At 63.8% G+C, this 21,628-nt stretch carries 21 protein-coding genes and 1 tRNA gene; 8 read left to right on the top strand and 14 right to left on the bottom strand.

Annotated features, from left to right (window positions below; genetic code table 11):
• Positions 1–62: 62 nt before the first annotated feature.
• Positions 63–1,481: an FAD-binding oxidoreductase gene (locus tag AAC640_RS00220; RefSeq protein WP_340264068.1), complete on the top strand. Its 1,419-nt coding sequence runs from the start codon at positions 63–65 to the stop codon at positions 1,479–1,481.
• 16 nt (positions 1,482–1,497) lie between these two features.
• On the opposite strand, the gene AAC640_RS00215 is transcribed toward AAC640_RS00220, so the two are convergent.
• Positions 1,498–1,674, bottom strand: coding sequence for a hypothetical protein (locus AAC640_RS00215; RefSeq protein WP_340264067.1), 177 nt, complete (start codon positions 1,672–1,674; stop codon positions 1,498–1,500).
• 552 nt (positions 1,675–2,226) lie between these two features.
• Here AAC640_RS00215 and AAC640_RS00210 point away from each other — a divergent pair.
• Together AAC640_RS00210 and AAC640_RS00205 are read left to right on the top strand one after the other, a co-directional pair.
• Positions 2,227–3,498 carry an alginate export family protein gene (locus tag AAC640_RS00210; RefSeq protein ID WP_340264066.1) on the top strand — a complete coding sequence of 424 codons (1,272 nt, stop codon included), beginning with the start codon at positions 2,227–2,229 and terminating at the stop codon, positions 3,496–3,498.
• 251 nt (positions 3,499–3,749) lie between these two features.
• Positions 3,750–3,826, top strand: a tRNA-Pro gene (locus AAC640_RS00205).
• A 326-nt stretch (positions 3,827–4,152) separates the two neighbouring features.
• Here AAC640_RS00205 and AAC640_RS00200 read toward each other — a convergent pair.
• Entirely contained in the window at positions 4,153–4,377 is a 225-nt protein-coding gene (locus tag AAC640_RS00200; protein WP_340264065.1) for a hypothetical protein, read from the bottom strand.
• 158 nt (positions 4,378–4,535) lie between these two features.
• Positions 4,536–5,876: a M28 family peptidase gene (locus tag AAC640_RS00195; protein ID WP_340264064.1), complete on the bottom strand. Its 1,341-nt coding sequence runs from the start codon at positions 5,874–5,876 to the stop codon at positions 4,536–4,538.
• 98 nt (positions 5,877–5,974) lie between these two features.
• Here AAC640_RS00195 and ettA point away from each other — a divergent pair, with 98 nt between their 5' ends.
• Complete coding sequence (ettA, locus tag AAC640_RS00190; RefSeq protein WP_340264063.1) at positions 5,975–7,660, top strand: energy-dependent translational throttle protein EttA; 1,686 nt, start codon at positions 5,975–5,977, stop codon at positions 7,658–7,660.
• A 163-nt stretch (positions 7,661–7,823) separates the two neighbouring features.
• Here ettA and AAC640_RS00185 read toward each other — a convergent pair whose 3' ends face one another.
• A complete protein-coding gene (locus AAC640_RS00185; RefSeq protein ID WP_340264062.1) occupies positions 7,824–10,100 on the bottom strand; it encodes an ATP-dependent helicase in 2,277 nt (758 codons plus the stop codon).
• 274 nt (positions 10,101–10,374) lie between these two features.
• On the opposite strand from AAC640_RS00185, the gene AAC640_RS00180 reads away from it, so the two are divergent.
• Positions 10,375–10,782 carry a Fe-S oxidoreductase gene (locus tag AAC640_RS00180; RefSeq protein WP_340264061.1) on the top strand — a complete coding sequence of 136 codons (408 nt, stop codon included), beginning with the start codon at positions 10,375–10,377 and terminating at the stop codon, positions 10,780–10,782.
• Here the strand turns inward: AAC640_RS00180 and AAC640_RS00175 are convergent.
• Positions 10,727–11,218 (bottom strand): RrF2 family transcriptional regulator, encoded by a 492-nt coding sequence (locus AAC640_RS00175; protein ID WP_340264060.1) that lies wholly within the window; start codon positions 11,216–11,218, stop codon positions 10,727–10,729. The two genes, AAC640_RS00180 and AAC640_RS00175, sit on opposite strands and share 56 nt — an antisense overlap.
• Positions 11,219–11,334: 116 nt before the next feature.
• On the opposite strand from AAC640_RS00175, the gene AAC640_RS00170 reads away from it, so the two are divergent.
• Positions 11,335–11,784, top strand: a complete 450-nt coding sequence (locus AAC640_RS00170; protein ID WP_340264059.1) for a globin domain-containing protein — start codon at positions 11,335–11,337, stop codon at positions 11,782–11,784.
• 48 nt (positions 11,785–11,832) lie between these two features.
• Here AAC640_RS00170 and rsmD read toward each other — a convergent pair whose 3' ends face one another.
• Both rsmD and AAC640_RS00160 read right to left on the bottom strand, forming a co-directional pair.
• Positions 11,833–12,372 carry a 16S rRNA (guanine(966)-N(2))-methyltransferase RsmD gene (gene rsmD, locus AAC640_RS00165; RefSeq protein WP_340264058.1) on the bottom strand — a complete coding sequence of 180 codons (540 nt, stop codon included), beginning with the start codon at positions 12,370–12,372 and terminating at the stop codon, positions 11,833–11,835.
• Between the two features lie 60 nt (positions 12,373–12,432).
• Positions 12,433–13,359 carry a pseudouridine synthase gene (locus tag AAC640_RS00160; RefSeq protein WP_340264057.1) on the bottom strand — a complete coding sequence of 309 codons (927 nt, stop codon included), beginning with the start codon at positions 13,357–13,359 and terminating at the stop codon, positions 12,433–12,435.
• 170 nt (positions 13,360–13,529) lie between these two features.
• On the opposite strand from AAC640_RS00160, the gene AAC640_RS00155 reads away from it, so the two are divergent.
• Entirely contained in the window at positions 13,530–13,997 is a 468-nt protein-coding gene (locus AAC640_RS00155; protein WP_340264056.1) for a response regulator, read from the top strand.
• 49 nt (positions 13,998–14,046) lie between these two features.
• Here the strand turns inward: AAC640_RS00155 and AAC640_RS00150 are convergent, their stop codons facing one another.
• Complete coding sequence (locus AAC640_RS00150; RefSeq protein WP_340264848.1) at positions 14,047–14,739, bottom strand: energy transducer TonB; 693 nt, start codon at positions 14,737–14,739, stop codon at positions 14,047–14,049.
• A 222-nt stretch (positions 14,740–14,961) separates the two neighbouring features.
• Positions 14,962–15,249: a YMGG-like glycine zipper-containing protein gene (locus AAC640_RS00145; protein ID WP_340264055.1), complete on the bottom strand. Its 288-nt coding sequence runs from the start codon at positions 15,247–15,249 to the stop codon at positions 14,962–14,964.
• A 202-nt stretch (positions 15,250–15,451) separates the two neighbouring features.
• Between AAC640_RS00145 and AAC640_RS00140 the strand changes: the two genes are divergently transcribed.
• Positions 15,452–16,774 (top strand): AmpG family muropeptide MFS transporter, encoded by a 1,323-nt coding sequence (locus AAC640_RS00140; RefSeq protein WP_340264054.1) that lies wholly within the window; start codon positions 15,452–15,454, stop codon positions 16,772–16,774.
• On the opposite strand, the gene AAC640_RS00135 is transcribed toward AAC640_RS00140, so the two are convergent.
• From AAC640_RS00135 to trpB, 5 genes are all read right to left on the bottom strand, one after another.
• Positions 16,762–17,202, bottom strand: coding sequence for a DUF6628 family protein (locus AAC640_RS00135; RefSeq protein WP_340264053.1), 441 nt, complete (start codon positions 17,200–17,202; stop codon positions 16,762–16,764). The genes AAC640_RS00140 and AAC640_RS00135 overlap by 13 nt on opposite strands.
• Before the next feature lie 73 nt (positions 17,203–17,275).
• On the bottom strand, positions 17,276–18,601 hold the full coding sequence (locus AAC640_RS00130; protein ID WP_340264052.1) for a bifunctional folylpolyglutamate synthase/dihydrofolate synthase: 1,326 nt from the start codon (positions 18,599–18,601) through the stop codon (positions 17,276–17,278).
• A 28-nt stretch (positions 18,602–18,629) separates the two neighbouring features.
• Positions 18,630–19,481 (bottom strand): acetyl-CoA carboxylase, carboxyltransferase subunit beta, encoded by an 852-nt coding sequence (gene accD, locus AAC640_RS00125; protein WP_340264051.1) that lies wholly within the window; start codon positions 19,479–19,481, stop codon positions 18,630–18,632.
• Entirely contained in the window at positions 19,478–20,308 is an 831-nt protein-coding gene (trpA, locus tag AAC640_RS00120) for a tryptophan synthase subunit alpha (RefSeq protein WP_340264050.1), read from the bottom strand. The genes accD and trpA overlap by 4 nt, the downstream gene beginning before the upstream one ends.
• Positions 20,305–21,546 carry a tryptophan synthase subunit beta gene (trpB, locus tag AAC640_RS00115; RefSeq protein ID WP_340264847.1) on the bottom strand — a complete coding sequence of 414 codons (1,242 nt, stop codon included), beginning with the start codon at positions 21,544–21,546 and terminating at the stop codon, positions 20,305–20,307. Before trpB ends, trpA begins: the two co-directional genes overlap by 4 nt.
• Positions 21,547–21,628: the final 82 nt, after the last annotated feature.

Raw genomic sequence — 21,628 nt, 5'->3', positions numbered from 1 at the left:
GCGACGCTCGAAGGGGAACGATACAAATCCATGCGGCGCGCAGGCAGGAGCGGAGCGAATTGATGGCGAGGAGAGCGGCGCAGGAACGAACCGAAGGGCGCTCCACCGGGCTGGATGTATCCGCTGCCCAGGCGCTGGTCCAGCTGCTCGGCGATCGTTTCACGACGTCCGCCGCGGTTCGTGCGCAATATGGCCGGGGCGAATCCTACCCGATTCTGCTACCGCCCGATGCCGTGGCGTTCCCGAAAACCACCGATGAGGTCAGCCGCGTCGCCGCGATCTGTTCCGCTTATGACGTCCCGATGGTGCCGAGCGGCGCCGCTACCTCGCTGGAAGGGCATATTGCCGCGCCGAGCGGCGGGCTCGCCATCAACCTGATGCGCATGGACCGCGTCGTCGAGGTAAACGACGCCGATCTTGACTGCGTCGTCGAAGCGGGCATCACGCGCGAACAGCTCAATCATCATCTTCGCGACAGTGGCCTCTTCTTTCCGATCGATCCGGGCGCAAATGCCAGCATCGGCGGCATGGCGTCGACCCGCGCCTCGGGCACCAACGCCGTGCGCTACGGCACGATGGCGCATAATGTGCTGGGGCTGACGGTCGTGCAGCCAGACGGCACCGTGATCCACACCGGTGGCCGGGCGCGGAAGTCGGCAGCGGGCTATGACTTGACGCGCCTTTATGTCGGGTCGGAAGGGACGCTGGGGATCGTTACCGAAATCCGTCTGCGCCTTTACGGCATTCCCGAGACCATGGCTGCAGCAACCTGCGCATTTGACGATCTGGCCGGCGCGGTGAACACCGTCACGCAGCTGATCCAGATCGGCGTGCCGGTTGCGCGGGTGGAACTGCTCGACGAGGTTCAGGTGCGCGCCTGCAACGCTTATTCGGGCCTCGGTCTGCCGGAAAAGCCGCATCTCTTCTTCGAATTTCACGGATCGCAGGCGGGCGCGCAGGAACAGGCTGAAACCGCGCTGGTGATAGCGGCCGGAGAGGGCGGTTCCGGATTCGAATGGGCGACCGCGACCGAGGACCGCAACCGGTTATGGAAAGCGCGTCACAACGCCTATTTCGCGTCGGTCGCACTTCGCCCGGGCGCTGAAGTCTGGTCGTCCGACGTCTGCGTGCCGGTGTCGCGCCTTGCCGACGCGGTGCTGGCGGTGCGCGCCGACATCGATCGCAACGGGCTCACCGCGCCAATCGTCGGTCACGTAGGCGACGGCAATTTCCATGTCCTGTTCGCAATCGATCCTTCCGATCCGACCGAGCGTGAGCGCGCCGAAGCGGTCTACGAGGCGATGATCGAACGCGCTATCGCCGCGGGCGGCAGCTGCACCGGCGAACATGGCATCGGCATGGTTAAACGCGAACATCTTCTCACCGAGCATGGCGCGTCGGCCGTCGGCACGATGCGGGCGATCAAGAAGGCGCTCGATCCCAAGGGCCTCATGAACCCCGGCAAGATCTTTCTTGAGTGACCGAAGGGCGCGCCGGTCAAGCCTGAAACGCTGTGACCTGTCCATCGGTCCGGCGCTGCACGGCGTCCTGCGGGACGGGCAATGCCAGGGCCTTGTCGGGCGGCAAAGCGAGATAGATACCGCGAATGATCCGGCTGGGGAGCCCGTGCGAAATCGCGATGACGGCACGCTCCAGAGCCGATAGCCGGGCCATCGCGTCATCATCGCTTTCTCCGTCGGGCGAGCGAAAATACCAGCCGAAAGGGGAAGTGCCGTCAAGCCGTCCCCGATATCGATGTCGGTTAGACCATCCCAGGCGCCCAAGGAGACTTCGCGCAAGCTGCGCTTTCATTGCGCATGGGGACAGCCTCGGGACAAGGCGTGGGCCACGGCGGCGAGCGATTGCATTTTGTGCAACGCAATAATTTTGCTTGCGCCTCGGTCAAATCGATGACAGCTTCATTTCAGTCGAAGCAGGGTCGCTTCGGCACATAGGTCGGAACCCGTCGCTGACGGCGGGAACTGGCTGCGGTCGATCACCGATCGCATGGCAAAGACGCCGCCCGGACAGGTCTTAAACGACCTTTGTTCAGGCGGCTTTTTTATTGGTTTTCTGCCGTGGGTGCGAAGATGTGCTCCGGCTTGCCATCATCGCATCACGCACGCCGCGGCGCGCTTTCGGCGAGGGCTGGCTGCGCGCCGTCGCGGCGGGACCAAGGATGCCCAGAATGGCCCAAGCCATCGGGTACACAAGAAAGGGGAATTCATGAAGAAGCTTTGTTGTCTGTTGTCCGCATCAGCTCTGTCGACGTTCGCGGCACCGGTTCTGGCGCAGGATGTTACGCTGAAACCCATTATCGAGGCACGGCTTCGTTATGAAACGGTAGAGCAGGACGGACCCTTGCCATTGACCAAAGACAGGGACGCCGAGGCCCTGACGATCCGTCTGCGCGCCGGCGGCGAGTTGTCCAGCGGGCCCTTCGCCTTTCTGGCCGAGGCGGAAGGCACGCTGGCGATCGACGGAGGGTATAACAGCGGCGTCAATGGAAAGGCGCTCTATCCGATCATCGCCGACCCGGAGAATGTTGAAGCCAATCGCGTTCAGCTTCAGTATCGGACCAAGCCTTTGATAGTCACGGTAGGTCGTCAGCGCATAAACCTGGACGACCAGCGCTTTGTCGGCTCCGTCGGATGGCGCCAGAATGAACAGACGTTCGATGCGGTGCGCGTCGAATATATGGGCATTAAGAATTTGAAGGTCGACATGACCTACGCCATATCCGCCCGCACTATCTGGGGCATCGACGGCGGCAAGTTCGGGGCCAGCAATCGGCCGACCCAGATCGACGGCGACGATGTCTTCGCTAACATTTCATACAAGACAAAATATGGGACGCTGACGGGCTTTGCGTATCTGGTCGATGAGGACGAAGCAGTTGTTGCCCTGCGTCGCAACAGCAGCCAAACCTATGGCGCGCGCTTTGCCGGCGTTCTGCCGCTGAACAAGATGGTCAAGGTCAGCTATCTCGCGAGCTATGCGCACCAGAGCGACTATGCCAAGAACCCGGTCGCTTATTCCGCAGACTATGCTGCCGCAGAACTGGGCGTGGACGTTTCGGCTTTTAGGCTGAACGCAGGCTACGAACTTCTGGGATCGGACTCACATGCGACCGGGATCGCCGGGGGCTATGCCTTCCAGACTCCCTTCGCGACGCTGCATAAGTTCAACGGTTGGGCAGACAAGTTTCTGATCACCCCGGCCACGGGCATTCAGGACTATTATGCGGGCGCGGCATATACGGTGCCGAAGGTCGGCAAGATGGGGCCGCTGGTGGCGTCTTTTACCTTCCACCATTTCAGCAGCGACCGGCTGTCGATCCACTATGGCGACGAATATGATGCGCAGGTGACGCTCAAGATCGACAAGCGGTTGAGCGGGCTCATCAAATATGCCGACTATGAACGCAAGGGTATCGCCAGCTTTGCGGGAGACGCCGACACGAAGAAATTCTGGGCGCAGATCGACTATTCGCTCTGACATTCCCGTAGAGGAGAGGGGGCGCCGTCCTCGGGGCTATGGGCCTCGGGGCGGCGTTCTCCGGACGGGGCGGGCTGAGTTGTCGCCCGGCTCTGCCATGGAGCGCGGTAAACATCGCGGGGCGTTCGTCTGTTCCGGGGCAACAGCGCGGCTACTCACCTATTCCAGTCGCCCATGACGGTGACGTTGAGATTATGGTGGCTGATGTTCGATTGACGGCTCGCATATTTCGCCGCTAAGGCCGCAAATGTCGGGGAGTAGCGCAGCCTGGTAGCGCATCTGCTTTGGGAGCAGAGGGTCGCAGGTTCGAATCCTGTCTCCCCGACCAACCTTCTGCAAAATCTGCTATCTCAGCATGCGACCGTTTTTGGCCCGTGCCGCTTAATCGGTATGCTGCCCGCCTTGGTCGCGAGTAGCTTCGCCCAGGCGAACTGGATCAACCGCTTTCCGATCTGCAACTGTCCCGGGGAGATGTGTGAGGCCGTCGGGTAGACATTCCCGGCGGTCGTTGCCGCCAGGAATCCCGCATCCAAAGCGCGGAGCCGATCGACAGGCTCGCGGATCGCGGCGAACCAATATGCTGGCGATATCACCCATAGAAAAAGGGCGGACCGTTCAACGGCCCGCCCTCTTGAATTCTCGCTGACGCGAAGATTACTTGGCGTTCGCAGCGTTAGAAGCAGCGTTCGCCGCGCTTGCTGCGTTATCAGCAGCAGCGTTGGCGGCATTCGCGGCGTTGCCGGCAGCGTTGGCAGCGTTTTCGACAACGTTTTCGACAACAGCGTTCGAAGCGTTCGCGGTCTCGTTGGCCGGCTTCTCACCGCAAGCGGCGAGGGCCATCAGGCCGGCCGAAGCGAAAACAACAGCGATCTTCTTCATTGTGTACGGCTCCCATAGCATATTGCCGCGTCTGACATGCCAATGAAACATGACCTACGCGAGCGACCCGCATTAACGTGTGCGCTGCACAAATCAATGCTTTTCTGTGCCGGTGAAGCGATGGAATCACGCGACGGAATGTTGTCTACAACAGAAGTTCACTTAATTGCCAGCGATTCCGGAGCGTTCGCAATCTCGCGAAGCACGATTGCCCAGGCTGCCACATTTTGCTGAAGTTGAGCGGAATCGATCTTGTCCAGAGTGTCGTCGGCGGTGTGGTGGATGTCAAAATAGCGGGTACCATCCTGCTGAAGATCGACGACCGGCACGCCCGCCTTCACAAGCGGTTCTATGTCCGATCCGCCGTTGGCAGGCGACGTGCCGGGCGCAATGCCGAGCGGCGCGAGACCGGCTGTGATGCGGCGGCGGAGTGGCTCGAGCGCGGCGGGCAGCTTGAAATCAACCCGCCAGACCCGGTCAGCACCGAAGTCCGATTCCAGTGCCGCGACGTGGCCCTCTTGTCCATGATCCGCGAAATAGGCCCGCGCGCCGTCACCGCCCACTTCTTCCGCTCCAGCCATCAACAGTCGGATCGTCCGCCGCAGCGGTTTGTCTTCGCTCGCCTTCAGCGCGGCCGCCGCGATGATGCCGCAGCCTGCCGCATCGTCGATGGCGCCAGTGCCCTGGTCCCAACTGTCAAGATGGCAGGCGGCGAGCACGATGCCCGCTGCGGGATCGGTCCCGGGGATTTCAGCGATGACATTTCCGGAGGGTTGGTCCTTCAGAAGTCGGGAGATGAGCGTCAGATGCACACGGACGGGTTTGCCCCTCGCCAGGATGCGGCCGAGCTGGTCGGCATCCGGAATGCTGAGGGCCGCCGCGGGGATGGGCTTGACGCCTTCGGCCCACATCTGGACGCCGCTATGGGGCAGCCGATGATTGTCCGTGCCGATGGAGCGGATGAGAATGGCGATCGCGCCCTTGCGTGTCGCTATGCTGGGTCCCTGTCGACGGGTCGCGCCGAAATAGCCGTAGGAGGAGCCGTCCTGCGTCGCATGCATGGCGTGGTCTATGAAGACGATCTTGCCCCTGACGGCAACGTCCGGGGCGGCTTCCAGCGCAGCGAGCGTCGGGAAATAGATAATATCGCCGGAGATGCCCTTCGCGGGCGTTGAGGCGCTGTTGCCGAGCGCGGCCAGCACCAGCTTCTGGGGAAAGGGAGAGATGACCTCCACCTCGTCCTTGTCCCTTTGCCATACCGGCATCACATAAGGCTCGGCGCGTACCTGGGAGAAGCCCAGCGCTTTGAGGCTGTCAACGGCCCAGTCGCGTGCGCGTGCTTCTTGCGCAGTGCCGGCGGGGCGAGGTCCTATCTCAGTGGTGAGTCCTTCGACAAAACGCCAGGCCGCATCGTCGACCTGAGCAGCAGTCGAGCTGATAGAAGACAGAATGCCGGTGACAAATATGGCCGCGATGGCGGCCGATCGGTTTTTCTGCATGGATGAAGGCTTAGCCAGACAGGACCCATTTGCCAATGGCGTCTGCCTCCGCTAACCCGCGGCAAATTTCACTTCAGTCTTTCGGAGTTGCTTCGGCCATGTCCGCCTCGTCTCAATATGCCTTCGTCATGAAGAACATGACCAAGAGTTTCCCCGGCGCCCAGAAACCGGTTCTGAGCAACATCAATCTCCAATTCTATCGCGGAGCAAAAATCGGCATTGTCGGCCCTAACGGCGCCGGCAAGTCGACCCTGATGAAGATCATGGGTGGCATCGACAAGGATTTCACCGGCGAGGCCTGGCCGGGCGAGAATATCACGGTCGGCTATCTGCCGCAGGAGCCGCAACTCGATACCAGCAAGAACGTGCTTGAAAACGTCAAGGACGGTGCGCGCGAGATTGCGGACAAGATGGACCGCTTCAACGAGATCAGCATGATCATGGCCGATCCGCCGGAGGACGTCGATTTCGACGCCCTGATGGAGGAAATGGGCACGTTGCAGGAGCAGATCGACGCGGTCGATGGCTGGACGCTCGACAACCAGCTCGAAATCGCGATGGAAGCGCTGCGCTGCCCGCCGTCGGACTGGCCCGTCGACAGCTTGTCGGGCGGTGAAAAGCGCCGGATCGCCCTTACCCGATTGTTGATCCAGAAGCCGGACATCCTGCTGCTCGACGAACCGACCAACCATCTCGATGCGGAAAGCGTCGAGTGGCTGGAAAACCACCTGAAGGAATATGCCGGTGCGGTGCTGATGATCACCCACGACCGATATTTTCTCGACAATGTCGTGGGCTGGATTCTTGAACTCGATCGCGGGAAATATTTCCCCTATGAGGGCAATTACTCCACCTATCTGGAAAAGAAGGCGCAGCGTCTGGATCAGGAATCCCGTGAGGAATCCGGCCGCCAGAAGGCGATTAAGGACGAGCTGGAGTGGATTCGGGCCGGCGTCAAAGGCCGCCAGACCAAGTCCAAGGCGCGCATCAAGAAGTTCGAGGAACTGGTCGCCGCCCAAGAGAACCGCACGCCCGGCAAGGCGCAGATCGTCATCCAGGTGCCCGAGCGTCTGGGTGGCAAGGTGATCGAGGCGAAGAATATCAGCAAGGCCTATGGCGACAAGCTGCTGTTCGAAAACCTCTCCTTCATGCTGCCTCCGGGCGGCATTGTCGGCGTGATCGGGCCGAACGGCGCGGGCAAGTCGACCCTGTTCAAGATCATTACCGGACAAGAAACGCCGGATTCTGGTGAGATCGATATCGGTTCGACCGTGCGCCTTGGCTATGTCGACCAGAGCCGCGATCATCTCGACCCGTCGAAGAATGTTTGGGAAGAAGTGTCCGACGGGCTGGACTATGTAAAGGTCAACGGCCACGACATGTCGACGCGCGCTTATGTGGGCGCTTTCAACTTCAAGGGGCAGGACCAGCAGAAGAATGTCGGCAAGCTGTCGGGCGGTGAGCGCAATCGCGTCCATATCGCCAAGATGCTGAAGAAGGGCGGCAACGTGTTGCTGCTCGACGAACCGACCAACGACCTCGACGTCGAAACCCTGGCGGCGCTTGAAGAAGCGATCGAGAATTTCGCTGGTTGCGCCGTGGTCATCAGCCACGACCGCTTCTTCCTGGATCGCCTCGCGACCCACATTCTGGCGTTCGAAGGTGACAGCCATGTCGAATGGTTCGAGGGCAATTTCGAAATGTATGAAGAGGACAAGCGCCGCCGTTTGGGTGACGCGGCCGATCGACCCACGCGCCTTGCCTACAAGAAACTCACGCGCTGAGCGTCCGTCGCTTAGGTTGCAAAGGTTGCAACAGAGATGAGCATTTCGCAATTGCAGAAAAATTTGTTGCAGCGCACATAGAAGGGGCCTTTCAGGCATCCTCTCCTAAAAACTTCCGGGCCGGCCTCTTGGGGTCGGCCTTTTTTTGATCCGGAGGCAAACGTCAGGCCGGTTGGACAAAGCTGTCCATGACGCGCTTCCGCCCGGCGGTCTCAAAATCGATTTCCAGTTTGTTGCCCTCGATCTCGGCGACCGTGCCGTAGCCGAACTTCTGGTGGAACACGCGCAGCCCGACGCTCATATCGTCTCGTCCCTTGTTGCCCAGCGATACCGCTGACGCTCGCGCCTCCACGATACGGACGGGTTCTCGGGTGAACTGCCCGCTCTGCTGCGCGCGTTGCCAGCCCGGCCCCCGGCCGTTGCCGCGCTGCACATTGGCGAAGGGGTCGGCTCGTTCCGACCAATTTGCTCGCCAAAGGGAGGCGCCCCCCGCCATGCTGCTTTCTTCCTCCACATGTTCGGGCGGCAATTCGCCGACGAAGCGCGAGGGAATGGAACTGGTCCACTGGCCGTAGATCCGCCGGTTGGCCGCGTGCAGGATGATGCAGAGCTTGCGGGCGCGGGTGATCGCGACGTAGGCGAGGCGGCGCTCTTCCTCCAGCGAATTGAGGCCGCCCTCGTCGAGCGCCCGCTGCGAGGGAAAGATGCCTTCCTCCCAGCCGGCGAGAAAGACCGTGTCGAATTCGAGCCCCTTGGCGGCGTGGATGGTCATGATCGTGACCTTGCGTTCATCCTGCTGGGCGTCATTGTCCATGACAAGGCTGACATGCTCAAGGAACGCGCCTAGCGTCTCATATTCCTCCATCGCGCGGGTGAGTTCGTTGAGGTTTTCCAGCCGTCCCGCGCTTTCCGCGGTTCGTTCCGCCTGAAGCATGGCGGTATAGCCGCTCTCGTCCAGAATCTGCCGGGCAAGTTCCGCATGAGGCAGTTGCGCCGCGCGGTCGCGCCAGCGAGCGAGATCGCCGATGAAGGCGCCCAATGACCGGCGGGCCTGCGGCGTCATCTCATCGGTGTCGAGGATGCGCGCGGCCGCCAGCGCCAGCGGAGTCCCTTCGGCTCTGGCGAGGCGATGGAGCTTTTCGAGCGCCTTGTCGCCGAGTCCCCGCTTGGGCATGTTGACGATCCGCTCGAAGGCGAGGTCGTCGGCTGGCTGGTTGACGAGGCGCAAATAGGCCAGCGCATCACGGATTTCGGCTCGCTCGTAGAAGCGGAAGCCGCCGACGATGCGGTAGGGCAGGCCGATCTGGATGAAGCGGTCTTCGAATTCGCGGGTCTGGTGCTGTGCACGGACGAGGATGGCGATCTCTTCCAGCGATCGGCCGGCCCGCTCGATCGACTCGATCTCCTCGCCCACGCGGCGGGCTTCCTCCGGCCCGTCCCAGACGCCGACGACACGGACCTTCTCGCCCACGTCGATGTCGGTCCAGAGCGTTTTGCCGAGACGGTTGCCGTTCTCGGCGATGACGCCTGACGCCGCGCCCAGGATGTGCGGCGTCGATCGGTAATTCTGTTCCAGGCGGACGATCCTGGCGCCGGGAAAATCCTTTTCGAACCGCAGGATGTTGGCGACCTCTGCGCCGCGCCATGAATAGATGGACTGATCGTCGTCACCAACGCAGCAGATATTCTTCCGCGTCTGGGCAAGCAGGCGCAGCCAGAGATACTGGCTGGAATTGGTGTCCTGATATTCGTCCACCATGATGTAGCGGAAGCGTTGTTGGTAGCTTTCCAGAACGTCGCGATGGCGCTTCAAAATGGTCAGAACGTGAAGCAGCAAGTCCCCGAAGTCGCAGCCATTCACGTCACGCAACCGGGCCTGATAGGCGGCGTAGAGCTTCTGCCCCATGCCGTTTGCGTAGCCTTCGCTTTCGCCCGCCCCGATTTCCTCTGGCGTCAGGCCCTTGTTCTTCCACTGATCGATAAGGCCGGCGAGTTGCCTTGCTGGCCAGCGTTTTTCGTCAATACCCTCAGCCTGAATCAACTGTTTCATCAGGCGGAGCTGGTCGTCGGTGTCCAGGATGGTGAAGTTGGACTGCAGCCCGACCAGCTCGGCGTGGCGACGCAGCATCTTGGCGGCGATGGCGTGGAAAGTGCCAAGCCAGGGCATGCCCTCGACCGCCGGACCGATCATTCGGCCGACGCGCTCGCGCATTTCGCGCGCCGCCTTGTTGGTGAAGGTGACAGCCAGGATTTCGGAAGGATAGGCGCGTCGCGTCGCGATCAGATGCGCGAGCCGGGCCGTCAGCGCCGCCGTCTTGCCGGTGCCGGCGCCAGCGAGGACCAGCACCGCCCCTTCGGTCGTTAGCACCGCTTCCCGCTGGGGCTCGTTCAAACCCTGAAGATACGGAGGATCGTCTGGTGAGGGGGCAGGCAGGGTCATTGGCTACAACTAGGGAGCGCTGGGAAGGTGGACAAGGCCGTGGCAACCTTGTGGCTAAGGATCGACCTATGAGAACAAAGGAGGACTGAAGCAAGCGAAATGGGCCGCCGGGCGGGCTCCTCGCGGTTAGCCATTCCCGGCGCGGCATTTTGGCACTTCGTCTCACGGCGGGTTCGGCACGGCTCGTCGTCGGGATGGAACGGCTGCGTCACCGTTCCGGTTCTATTGCGGCTCGAATGACGAGAGGGGCGAGAAAAAGGAAAGGACGATCCCGATGAAATCGATCATGCTTGCAGGTGCCGCGATGCTGGCTTTCGCCAGTGGCGTAACAGGCGTTGCGATCGCCCAGGACGCACAGGGCACAATGTCCCAGCCTCCAGCGGCTGGCAACCCTGCCGGTGATCCGGCCATGCCCGCTACGCCTGCTGATCCCAACGCGGGACAGCCGAGCGGTGCTGTGCCGTCTGACCCGGGCATGGCGCCCGCGCCGGCCGGGGTGCCCAAGGATGCAACAGCGCCTGTCGGGAGTTCGGCGAACCCCGTCACCGTGGGTGGCAATATGACGCCTCCGCCGGCGGAGGCCAAAAACTATCCGCTGTGCAGCAAGACGGTGCAGGACAGCTGCATCAATCCGGGCGAGGCTCGGGGCATGAAGAAGATGACGCATCGTCGCCATCGCTAGATGAAGGGGCGGGGCCGGGGAGCGCGGCGATCAGCGCTGCGAGCCCGGCTTTGTCCCTCGCCGCATCGGCCAGGCTGTGCCGGTCGAGGACGGCGAGGAAGGCGGCGGTTGCCGCCTTCAATATGCCTGAAAGTCCGCAGGCGGGGCGCAGCAGGCAGTTGCCGCAGTCGGCGAGGTTCATGTCGGGTTCGGTGTGGCGAATGACGGCGCCCACTGTGACATGGTCCGGGGACCGGGCGAGGCTGAAGCCGCCGTTGCGGCCGCGCTGGGTGTCGAGAAAGCCGCCCTGGCCGAGTTGATGAACCACCTTCATCAGATGATTGCGCGAGAGGCCGTAGGCGTCCGCGATCTCGCCGATGGTCGCGCGGTTGGTCGGCGATACGGCGAGGTGGATGAGGACGCGCAGGGCGTAGTCGGTGTGGCGGGTCAATTGCATGAGCGAAGTCGTTAATAGAGCGGCGTTGTATTTTCAAAACATGTATCCAGTTTACATGTTCAATCATGCATCGTAAATGCACCTTCACCGAGTCTCCAGCCAAGAGGGGTGCATCCATGAACCAGCTGACCGCCGACACCATCGCCATCGTCAAGGCCACCGCGCCCGCGTTGCGGCAGCATGGCGTCGCCATCACCACCGCCATGTACGAGCGGTTGTTCGAGGATGCGTCGATCAAGGACATGTTCGATCAGGCCGCGCAAGAAAGCGGTGAGCAGCCCAGGCGGCTGGCGGCGGCGATCCTGGGATATGCGGAAAATATCGACAAGTTGCAGGCGCTGGGCGGCGCGGTTGAGCGCATGGTGCAGCGTCATGTCGAAACGGGCGTGAAGGCGGAACATTATCCCAAGGTGGCGGCGGCCCTGCTCCCTGCGATCCGCGATGTTCTGGGTCCTGAAGTCGCGACCGACGCGGTACTGGACGCGTGGGGCAAGGCCTATTGGTTCCTGGCCGATATCCTGATCGGCAAGGAAGCGCAGGCCTATGAGGATGCCGAGGCCGCCTGAGCGGGATTTCACCAGCCCGTCCTCACAGGGAGAGGGCTGCCGTGGTGTTCAGCTTTCGCTTCGGAGTAACGTCAGTCGCGCCTTGCCGATGTCGCGGGCGGCGTCGATGGTGAAGCCCTTCACCTCAACATCCTCGCGGCGATCGGTTTCGATGCTGATCCAGGTGGCGGGGCCGGTCCAGCCGAGGCGGGCGAGCTTGTCCAGCGCCACCGCGCCCGCGCCGCTGTTATAAGGCGGGTCCATGAAGATGAGGTCCAGCGCTTTGGCTGCGGGGCCGAGCGACAGGACGCTCCCCTGCCGAATGTCGGGACGTAGGCCGAATTTGTCGCCATTGGCGCGGATCACGTCGATGGCGGCGCGATCCTGTTCCACGAACAGGCAGGTGGCCGCGCCGCGCGACAGGGCTTCAAAGCCCAGCGCGCCCGAGCCGGCAAAGAAGTCGCCCACAGCCAGACCTTCGAACGATCCGATCCGGCTCAGCAGCATGGAGAAGAGCGTTTCGCGCGTGCGATCCGCGGTCGGGCGGGTGGCGTCACCCTTGGGAGCAAGGAGGGGGCGGCCCCTCCACTGGCCTGCGATGATTCTCATGGATGGCTCATATGAACAGGAATGCGTTTCAACGGGCTGCCAAGGGCGAACAGGACGCCGCTATCTGGTTGGTTTGAGGCTTTTGCGGAAGACGATGAGGTCGTGCTGGCGCACCTCCTCGACCGCGCCCACAGCCAGTTCACCGAGGTGGAAGGGCCCATAGCTGGTGCGGATAAGGCGGCTGACCTGCAGGCCGAGATGTTCGAGCACGCGACGAACTTCACGGTTCTTGCCTTCGGTCAGGGTCATTTCGATCCACTGGTTGCGACCGGTGCGCCGTTCCAGATTGGCCTCGATCGGGCCATAGCGGATGCCGTCAATCTCCAGCCCGTCGAACAGGTCCTCAAGCTGCGCCTGGCTGATGTCGCCAAAGGCGCGGGCGCGATAGGTGCGCGGGACACCGGTGGCGGGCAGTTCCATCTGCCGCTTGAATTCGCCGTCGGTCGTGAGCAGCAGCAAGCCTTCGGTGGTCATGTCGAGCCGGCCGATCGGCATTACTCGGGGCAAGTCGGCGGGGAGCCGATCATAGATGGTCGCCCGACCGCGCGGGTCGCGTTCGGTCGTGAGGCAGCCAGAGGGCTTGTGGAAGAGGAACAGCCGCGCGGGCGCCGGGGCGGCCACCGCATTGCCGTCGACCGCCACGCCATGAAGCGAGGTCAGCAGGGTCGCGGGCGTGGCGACAGGGTCGCCATGAAGGGTGATGCGGCCTTCCTCGATCATCCGTTCGATTTCCCGGCGCGAGGCAACACCGGCCCGCGCGAGCAGCTTGGCGATGCGCTGCGGTTCCTGCGCGCCGCCGGACGCTGCCGCGGTCCGCGCGGGATGCGGATTGGCCGGCTTGGCGGGAACGGCCGGCTTCTTGCGGGCGGGCGGGCGAGCGGGGCGTGATCCGGGACTGGTGGCGGCACCGGGCCTGCCAGCGGGCGGCCGCCTGACGCCTCCGGCTCCTCCCCGGCGAGGGGGTCCCGATTTTTTCGGCGGTTCCACGCGGATGTTCCTTTTCAAGCAGCGGCGGCGTTCCCATATCGGGCGTGCCTTGAAGTGACGAATGGTGCTGTCCCGTCGCCCATGCGGAGGTGCGTTGCCACGCGTTCCGCAACCGGGGCGGGATGTTGCGCGTTTGTGGGCTGAATGGCGCAAATGGGGCGGATCGGCAAATGTTTTTCGGGCTTGTCAAAGGGGAATCCACGCTGAAGCGCTCGCGCAGGGCGATCCGCAGCGTCCTGGTGGTGGAGGACGAACCGCTGGTCGCGTTCGACAATGAGCATGGGCTGGAGCAGGCCGGCTATCGCGTCGTGGCTACGGTCGATGATTATGACCATGCCATCAGCGTGATGGAGGAGGAAGCGGTCGATCTGGTGATCGCCGATATTGCCCTGCATGGCGACAAGAACGGCATCGACGTGGCACGTTATGCCCATGGTCGCGGGCTGCCGGTGCTGTTCGTGACAGGCGCCTGCCCTGTCGACGCGCATGAAATAGCCGTCGGCTGCCTTGCCAAACCCTATCTGCCGCGGGATCTGGTGGCGGCGATCAAGGTGGTCGAGGCGGCGTTGCAGGGACGCGAGCCGCCGCGCTTTCCGGCGGGGCTGCAATTGTTCGACGGTAAAACGCCAGCGGGGTGATCGCGCACCTGTCCGCACGTCGCGCAAGGAGGGCGGCTGGATGGCGGGTTCAATGGACTCGCCAGCGATAATCCTCCTCCCGGACTTCCGTCACCGGGTAGCCGTCGGGATCGCGGGCCGGGCGGAAGCGGTAGCGTTCCATGATGATCCGGCAGGTCATGGCATCCACTTCGCCATAGCCGCTTGATTCTATGATGTCGCACCTGTCGACGCGCCCGGACGGGCCGATGGCATAGCGGACCCCGATTTTCAGGCGTCCGGCGCCCTTTACGGACGGAGGGAAGTCGGAATTGCGGAACCGTCCATCGGTCTGTCGCGCGTGTGCGAACGAGCCGCCATCGCCTTCGCCGCTCCCTGTGCCCCGGCCGCTGCCGCCCGATCCTGTTCCGTTCCCTTGTCCGCCGGCGCCCGCGCCGTCGGCGGTATCGCCGGTTCCAGCGCCGCCGCCCGCAACCGGTGCAGTCGGCGGGGCGATGGGTTGCGGGAGCGGTATCAGCGGCGGGGGTGATATAATTCGCGCCGGAGGCGGTCTGTCCGCTTTGATCGCGCGAGTGCGCGCGGCGGGAGCGGGGTGCCCACCACCTTCATGGCGGGGGGCGCGCGGCTTGGGCGGCTGCACAGCGTCGGGCCGTTTGGGCGGCGGGGGCTTCAGATTGAACAGGGCGAGCGGGGAGTCGTCGGCGAGCGCCCGCAACAGCGGCGCGGCGCGCAGTCCCATAACCAATGCATAGCCAATCAGCATTGTCACAAGAAGCGCCGCGACCCCACAGGCCAACCGTTCCGGCCTACGCCATCGCTGCGCTTCAAAGCCCGCCATGCCATTGACCTGCGCCAAAGGGCGCCGCGCCAGACCCGTCGACGTTCAGTCCTGCCGGGCCCGCAGATGCCGAATTTCGCAGCATGCCGCGCTCCGACAAGGCGAAGGCGCCTGCCAGACCCGAGCTGGACTGAATGTCAGAGGATCTTAGCGATAAACCCGATTGCCGTAGCGATCGATATAATATTCGCGGCCTCTGCGATCACGCTCCCACCGGCGATTTTCCGATGTCGCCGCACCCACGACCGCGCCACCGGCGGCACCGATCGCAGCGCCTTCGGCAACGCCAAGACCAGGGATGATCGCGCCTGCCACCGCGCCGCCGACCGCACCGATTCCGGCGCCGCGCAGCCCCGATCGCGTCGTTTCGCGCGAACAGCCGCCAACGCTTACCGCTGCAGCCAAGGCCGCCGCCACCATAAGAGCATTACGCATGATAGACCTCCATTTTTGCCTGTGACTGAAACGAGCCAGCGGGCATTTAGTTCGACTTCGTCATGATAAGGCGTGGCGCCGCAGAGCATGAGGCGCAGAAGATGCCGACATGCGAATGCGTTGGCATGGCGCACAGGCTTGTTTCCGCCGCATTTGCCCATATGCTGGGCGGCAATGACAACCGCCGGGGGCGCTCCTTTTCATGACTGACATCGCCGTGGGCACCCGGAGCTGGCTGGACGCGGTGAAACCCTATGTGGAAAAGGCGCCGTTGGCGGCGCTGTTCCTGGGTATCTCCTCCGGCTTTCCTTTCGCCATGATCGGCGCGAACCTGGCGTCCCGGCTGGCGCAGGACGGGATCGACAAGAAGAGCGTGACCGCCTTCAGCCTGGTGCTGCTGGCCTATAATCTCAAATGGCTGTGGGCCTGGATGGTCGAGGGCGTAAGGTTGCCCCTGTTGCACCGGCTGGGCCAGCGCCTGTCCTGGATGCTGCTGGCGGGGCTGCTGGTGATGGCGGCGGTGGTCAATCTGGCGCTGGTCGACCCGGGCGCCGACCTGATGGGAACTGTGCGCGCGGCGATCCTGCTGGGCATTGCGGGCGCGACCTTCGACATCATCATCGACGGCTATCGCATCGAGATATTGCGGCCCGATCAGCTGGGCGTCGGCGCTGGCATGTCACAATATGGCTGGCGCATCGGCGCGGCGGCGGCGGGCGCGCTGGGACTGATCCTGGCGCAGCACTGGGACTGGACGGTGGCCTATCTCGCCTGCTCGCTCTTTGCCCTGCCGGCCATGGCGGCGGCACTGATCGTCGGCGAGCCGCCCCGGCACCGGGAGATTGCGGCGCGGAAAAGCGGCAGCGAACTGGTGCAGGCGATCACCGGGCCGTTCGTCGACTTTTTCCGGCGCAAGGGCGCGCTGCTCGTGCTGCTGTTCATCATCGTTCACAAGATTGGCGACACGCTGGCCAACCTGACCTTCCGGCTGTTGTTCAATGACCTGGGCTACAGCAATGACGAAATCGCGCTCTATGACGTTGGGGTGGGCTTCTGGGCCCTGTTGGCCGGCATTTTCGTGGGCGGCATGCTGTACACGCGGTTGGGGCTCAAACGCTCTGTGCTGATCAGCCTGGTGCTGATGGCGGTGTCCAATTTCAGCTTTGCCGCGCTGGCGGCGGTGGGGAAGAGCAATATCGGCATGGCGGGCGCGATCGGGTTCGAGAATTTTTCGAGCGGGATCGGCGGGGTCGCGGTGGTCGCCTATTTCTCCGCCCTGTGCGATCTGCGCTTTACCGCCGCGCAATATGCGATGATATCGGCGGCGGCGAGCATCGTCGGACGGTTCCTGACCGGGACGACGGCCGGGGCGCTGATCGAACGGTTCGGCTATGCCGACTTCTATCTGCTGACGACGGTGCTGGCCATGCCGGGCATCCTGCTGTTCTGGCTGATGATGCGGGCCGGGCTGGTGGAGACCAGCGTCGGCAGCGCGGCGACGGACGAGGCGGATCAGCCGGCGTAGAGATCCAGCGGGCGGCCGAGATCGGCGTGGGCCTGCGCTACGGCCTGGAGGCAGGTGAGCGCGCCGAGCGCATCGTCGCTCCGCAGCAGGCCGGTCAATCGGGTAAAGGCGTCGTCGGGTTGGGCGAGCGCGGTCCCGATCGCCTGCATCAGCGCGGCTTCGTCGCCGGTCATGCGCGCGCAGCAGCACGGCGCGACCAATATCTTGTGCCGCGCCGAGCGCGCCAGTTCCAGCATCATGGCGCGCATCAGCACCAGCGGCCGTCGATAGCTGCGCCCGAAGGCGCCGATCATGGCGTTTACGGCATGCGCGTCGTTGACCCCGGCGGTGGCCATGCGGCGCAGGACGTAGAGACAGAGGCGGTGGCCATACCCGCTCGGCACGGGACGGGGGAGGAGAGCGAGACGGGGTGTTTCCTGGTGAATCATCTGCGGGGGCGCCTTCATCCGTTATCGTGACGGACGGCAGATTACGCTATTGATATTCATTCGCAAGAATAATTCAGTCGGGATATTGCCCGTTCAGTCGCAAAATCTCGCCGGCCAGGTAGAGCGAGCCGGCGATAAGCAGGTGCGGCGGCTGGGTATGGCGCTCGGCGGCGATGGCGGCGATCGCTTCGGTGGGCGTGGCGTGGGCGGAGCAGCCTATCCCCCAGCGCGCGGCGATGGCGGCGAAGCGGTCGGCGGGATGATGATCGTGGCCCGGGACAGGCAGGGCGTGGATATGTTCGACGCGACCGGCGAAGGGGGCGAGATAGGCGTCGACATCCTTGTTGGCGAGCATGCCGATGACGAGCGTCAGCTTGCGCCCCGGCAGTCGATCCGGAGAGAAGAAGGCGCTGATCGCTTCGGCGGCGCCGGCATTATGGCCTCCGTCGAGCCAGGCTTCGCTTTCGGGGGGGAGGGGGCCAAGCAGCGGCCCGTGGTCGAGATGCTGAAGCCGCGCGGGCCAGTGCGCCCACAGGGGGGCGGCCTTCAGCGCGGCGTCGCTGATCGGCAGGGCGCTCTGGTGGCGCAGCATGGCGAAGGCGAGGGCGGCATTCTGCACCTGATGCGCGCCGGGCAGGCGCGGGAGCGGGGTGTCGATGCGGCCCTGCTCGTCGCGATAGTGAAGGCGACCGCGATAGGCGGCGGCGTCCCAATCCTTGCCCATCGGGTGCCAGACCGTGCCGGCGCGGTCGGCCGCCTCCTGCATGACGGGGAAGAGGATTTCGGGATAGCGCTGCGTGACGAGCGGCGCGCCCGGCTTGGCGATGCCGGCCTTTTCGGCGGCAATGGCTTTCAGCGTGTCGCCAAGAAAGCTCTGATGATCGAGGCCGAGTTGGGCGATGCCGCAGACGAGCGGATTGTCGATGACGTTGGTCGCGTCGAGGCGGCCGCCCAGGCCCACTTCGAGGATGCAGGCGTCGGCGGGATGTTCGGCAAAGGCGAGGAAGGCGGCGGTGGTGGTGACCTCGAAGAAGCTGGCGCCGACCCCTTCGGCGACGTCGAGGACGCGCTGGAGATACTGGGCGAGCGCTTCGTCGCTGATGAGTTGGCCGTTCAGGCGGATGCGTTCGTTGAAGCGGACGAGATGGGGGGAGGTGAAGACGTGGACACTCTTGCCATCGGCCTCAAGCGCGGCGCGGAGGAAGGCGCAGGTCGAGCCTTTGCCATTGGTGCCCGCGACGTGGAAGATCGGCGGCAGCGAACGGTGCGGATTGCCGAGGCGGCCCATCAGGCGGGTGACGCGGTCGAGGCCCAATATATCGGCGCCGGGTGACAGGATCGTCAGCCGGTCCAGCTGGGCCTGGACGCCGGGATCGTCCGAGACGGCGTGGTCGGGCATGGCCCTTTAGATCCTTTTGAGCGAGCGGTCAGGCGGCAGCGCGCGGCGCCAGATAGCCGATCACCCGCGCCAGCGTGTCGCGCAGCTCGCTGCGATGGACAACCATGTCGATCATCCCATGTTCCAGCAGATATTCCGCGCGCTGGAACCCATCCGGCAATTTTTCGCGGATCGTGCTTTCGATGACGCGCTGGCCGGCGAAGCCGATGAGGGCGTTGGGTTCGGAAATCTGGACGTCGCCCAGCATCGCATAGCTGGCCGTCACGCCGCCGGTCGTCGGGTCGGTGAGCACGACGATATAGGGCAGCCCGGCTGCATGCAGCTTCTGGATGGCGACGGTGGAGCGCGGCATCTGCATCAGCGACAGGATGCCTTCCTGCATGCGCGCGCCACCAGCGGCCGTGAAGATGACATAAGGGCATCGATGGCCGATGGCTTCGTTGACGCCCTGGATGAAGGCGGCGCCGACGCCCATGCCCATCGATCCGCCCATGAAGGCGAAATTCTGGACGCCCATCACCAGCGGCACGTCGTCGATCGCACCGCGCGCGTTGATGAGCGCGTCCTGATCCCCGGTCTGTACGCGGGCGGCGCGCAGGCGATCGGGATAGCGTTTGGAATCGCGGAACTTGAGCGGGTCCTCCTGCACGGCGGGCGTGGGAAGAAGGATGAAGCCGGGATCGAGGATCTGCTCGAACCGCTCCGACGGACCGATGCGGCCGTGATGGTCGCAGCGCGGGCAGACCGAGAGATTGTCCTCCCACTCCTTGATGAAGATCATCTCGGTGCAGGACGGGCATTTGTGCCACAACGTCTCGGCCGTGGTTTCCTTCTTCGCGATAAAGGGGATGGCCTTTCGGACGCGGTTGATCCAGCTCATGCTGCGGTCTCCCGGAAATGGGGGCTGTTGGCTTTGAGTGCGGCGCTGAGCGCGGCGACGAATTCCTGGACGAAGGGCGCGGCGGCATCGCCGTGCGAGCCGACAATGTCGACGATGGCGGAGCCGACGACCACGCCATCAGCGACGCGGCCGATGGCGGCGGCCTGATCGGCGGAGCGGACGCCGAAGCCCACCGCGATCGGCAGGTCGGTAGCGGCCTTGAGTTTGGCGACCGCCAGTTCGACGGCGGCTTGCGCCGCCTGCTGCTTGCCGGTGATACCAGCGACCGCGACATGATAGAGGAAGCCGCTGGCGCCGTTGAGGACGGCGGGGAGGCGCACGGCATCGGTGGTCGGCGTCGCGAGACGGATGAGGTGAATGCCGGCCGCGCGCAGAGCAGGGCCGATCTCGCCGTCTTCCTCGGGCGGGACATCGACGCAGATGACGCCATCCACGCCTGCTTGCCTGCACTGGTCGGCGAACCATTCGGACCCGCGCACCAGCATGGGGTTGGCATAGCCCATGAGGATCAGGGGAACATGCGGGTGGCGCGCGCGGAAGGTTGTGGCGAGCTGAAAGATATCCCTGGTCTTCGTGCCCGACCCGAGGCTGCGCAGGTTCGCCAGTTCGATCGCGGGGCCATCCGCCATCGGATCGGTAAAGGGCATGCCGAGTTCGATGATGTCGGCCCCGCCCGCTACCAGCGCGTCGAGAATGGCGGGCGTAGCGGCAACGGTCGGATCGCCCGCCGTCACGAAAGTGATGAGGGCGGCGCGGCCGGCTTTCCTGCAAGCGTCGAAGCGGGTGGCGAGGCGATCAGCGGTCATATTTCGACACCCAGGGCGCTGGCGACGGTGAAGATGTCCTTGTCCCCACGGCCAGAGAGATTGACGATCAGGATCTGGTGCGCGTCCAGGGTCGGCGCGACCTTTTCCGCGCTGGCGATGGCGTGGGCGGATTCGAGCGCGGGGATGATGCCTTCGAGCGCGGAGAGATTGCGGAAGCTGGCCAGCGCCTCGTCATCGGTGATCGGCATATAGTCGACGCGGCCGATATCGTGCAGCCAGCTATGTTCGGGACCGATGCCGGGATAGTCGAGGCCGGCGGAAATGCTGTGGGCTTCGGTGATCTGCCCGTCATCGTCCTGCAGCAGATAGGTGCGGTTGCCGTGCAGCACCCCCGACTTGCCGCCGGCAAGCGACGCGGCATGCTTGCCCTGAAGTCCCTCGCCCGCGGCTTCCACGCCGATCATTTTGACGTCCGGGTCGTCCAGGAAGGGGTGGAACAGGCCGATGGCGTTGGAGCCGCCGCCGACGGGCGCGATCAGCATGTCGGGCAGCCGGCCTTCCAGTTCCAGGATCTGCGCCCGCGCTTCCTTGCCGATAATCGACTGAAAATCGCGCACCAGTTCGGGATAGGGATGAGGGCCGGCGGCCGTGCCGATGATGTAGAACGTGTCGTGGACGTTGGAGACCCAGTGGCGAAGGGCGTCGTTCATCGCGTCCTTGAGCGTCTGCGAGCCCGAGACGACCGGGATCACCTCAGCCCCCAGCAGCTTCATGCGGAAAACGTTCGGCTTCTGCCGTTCGACATCCTTCGCGCCCATGAAGATCTTGCATTCCATGCCGAACAGCGCGGCGACGGTCGCCGTGGCGACGCCATGCTGGCCTGCGCCGGTTTCGGCGATGACCTTCTTCTTGCCCATGCGGCGGGCGAGCAGGGCCTGGCCGATACAATTGTTGATCTTGTGCGCGCCGGTGTGGTTCAACTCCTCGCGCTTGAGGTAGATTTTTGCGCCCTTGCCCGGCGCGGCGTCGGCGCGAAGGGCCTCGGTCAGGCGGCTCGCGTAATAAAGCGGGTTGGGGCGGCCGACATAGGAGTGCAGCAGTTCGGAAAATTCGGCGTCGAAGGCCGGGTCCTGCCTGGCTTCCTTATAGACCTTTTCCAGCTCCAGGATCAGCGGCATCAGCGTTTCAGCAACGTAGCGGCCGCCAAAGGCGCCGAAATGGCCGGACGCGTCGGGCTGCGAACGCAGGCTGTTGGGCAGGGTAATGCTATCGGTCATCGCTTCACTCTCGTCAGGCATGGATGGGATCACTTGGGCAAGTGATCAACGCCATCGACGGGCGATGTGTTCTGGGAAGGCG

The organism is Sphingobium mellinum, assembly GCF_037860795.1.
In the GTDB taxonomy this organism is placed as follows: domain Bacteria; phylum Pseudomonadota; class Alphaproteobacteria; order Sphingomonadales; family Sphingomonadaceae; genus Sphingobium; species Sphingobium mellinum.
The sequence above is the reverse complement of the archived record's forward strand: the minus strand, read 5'-3'. Positions and strand labels throughout refer to the sequence as shown.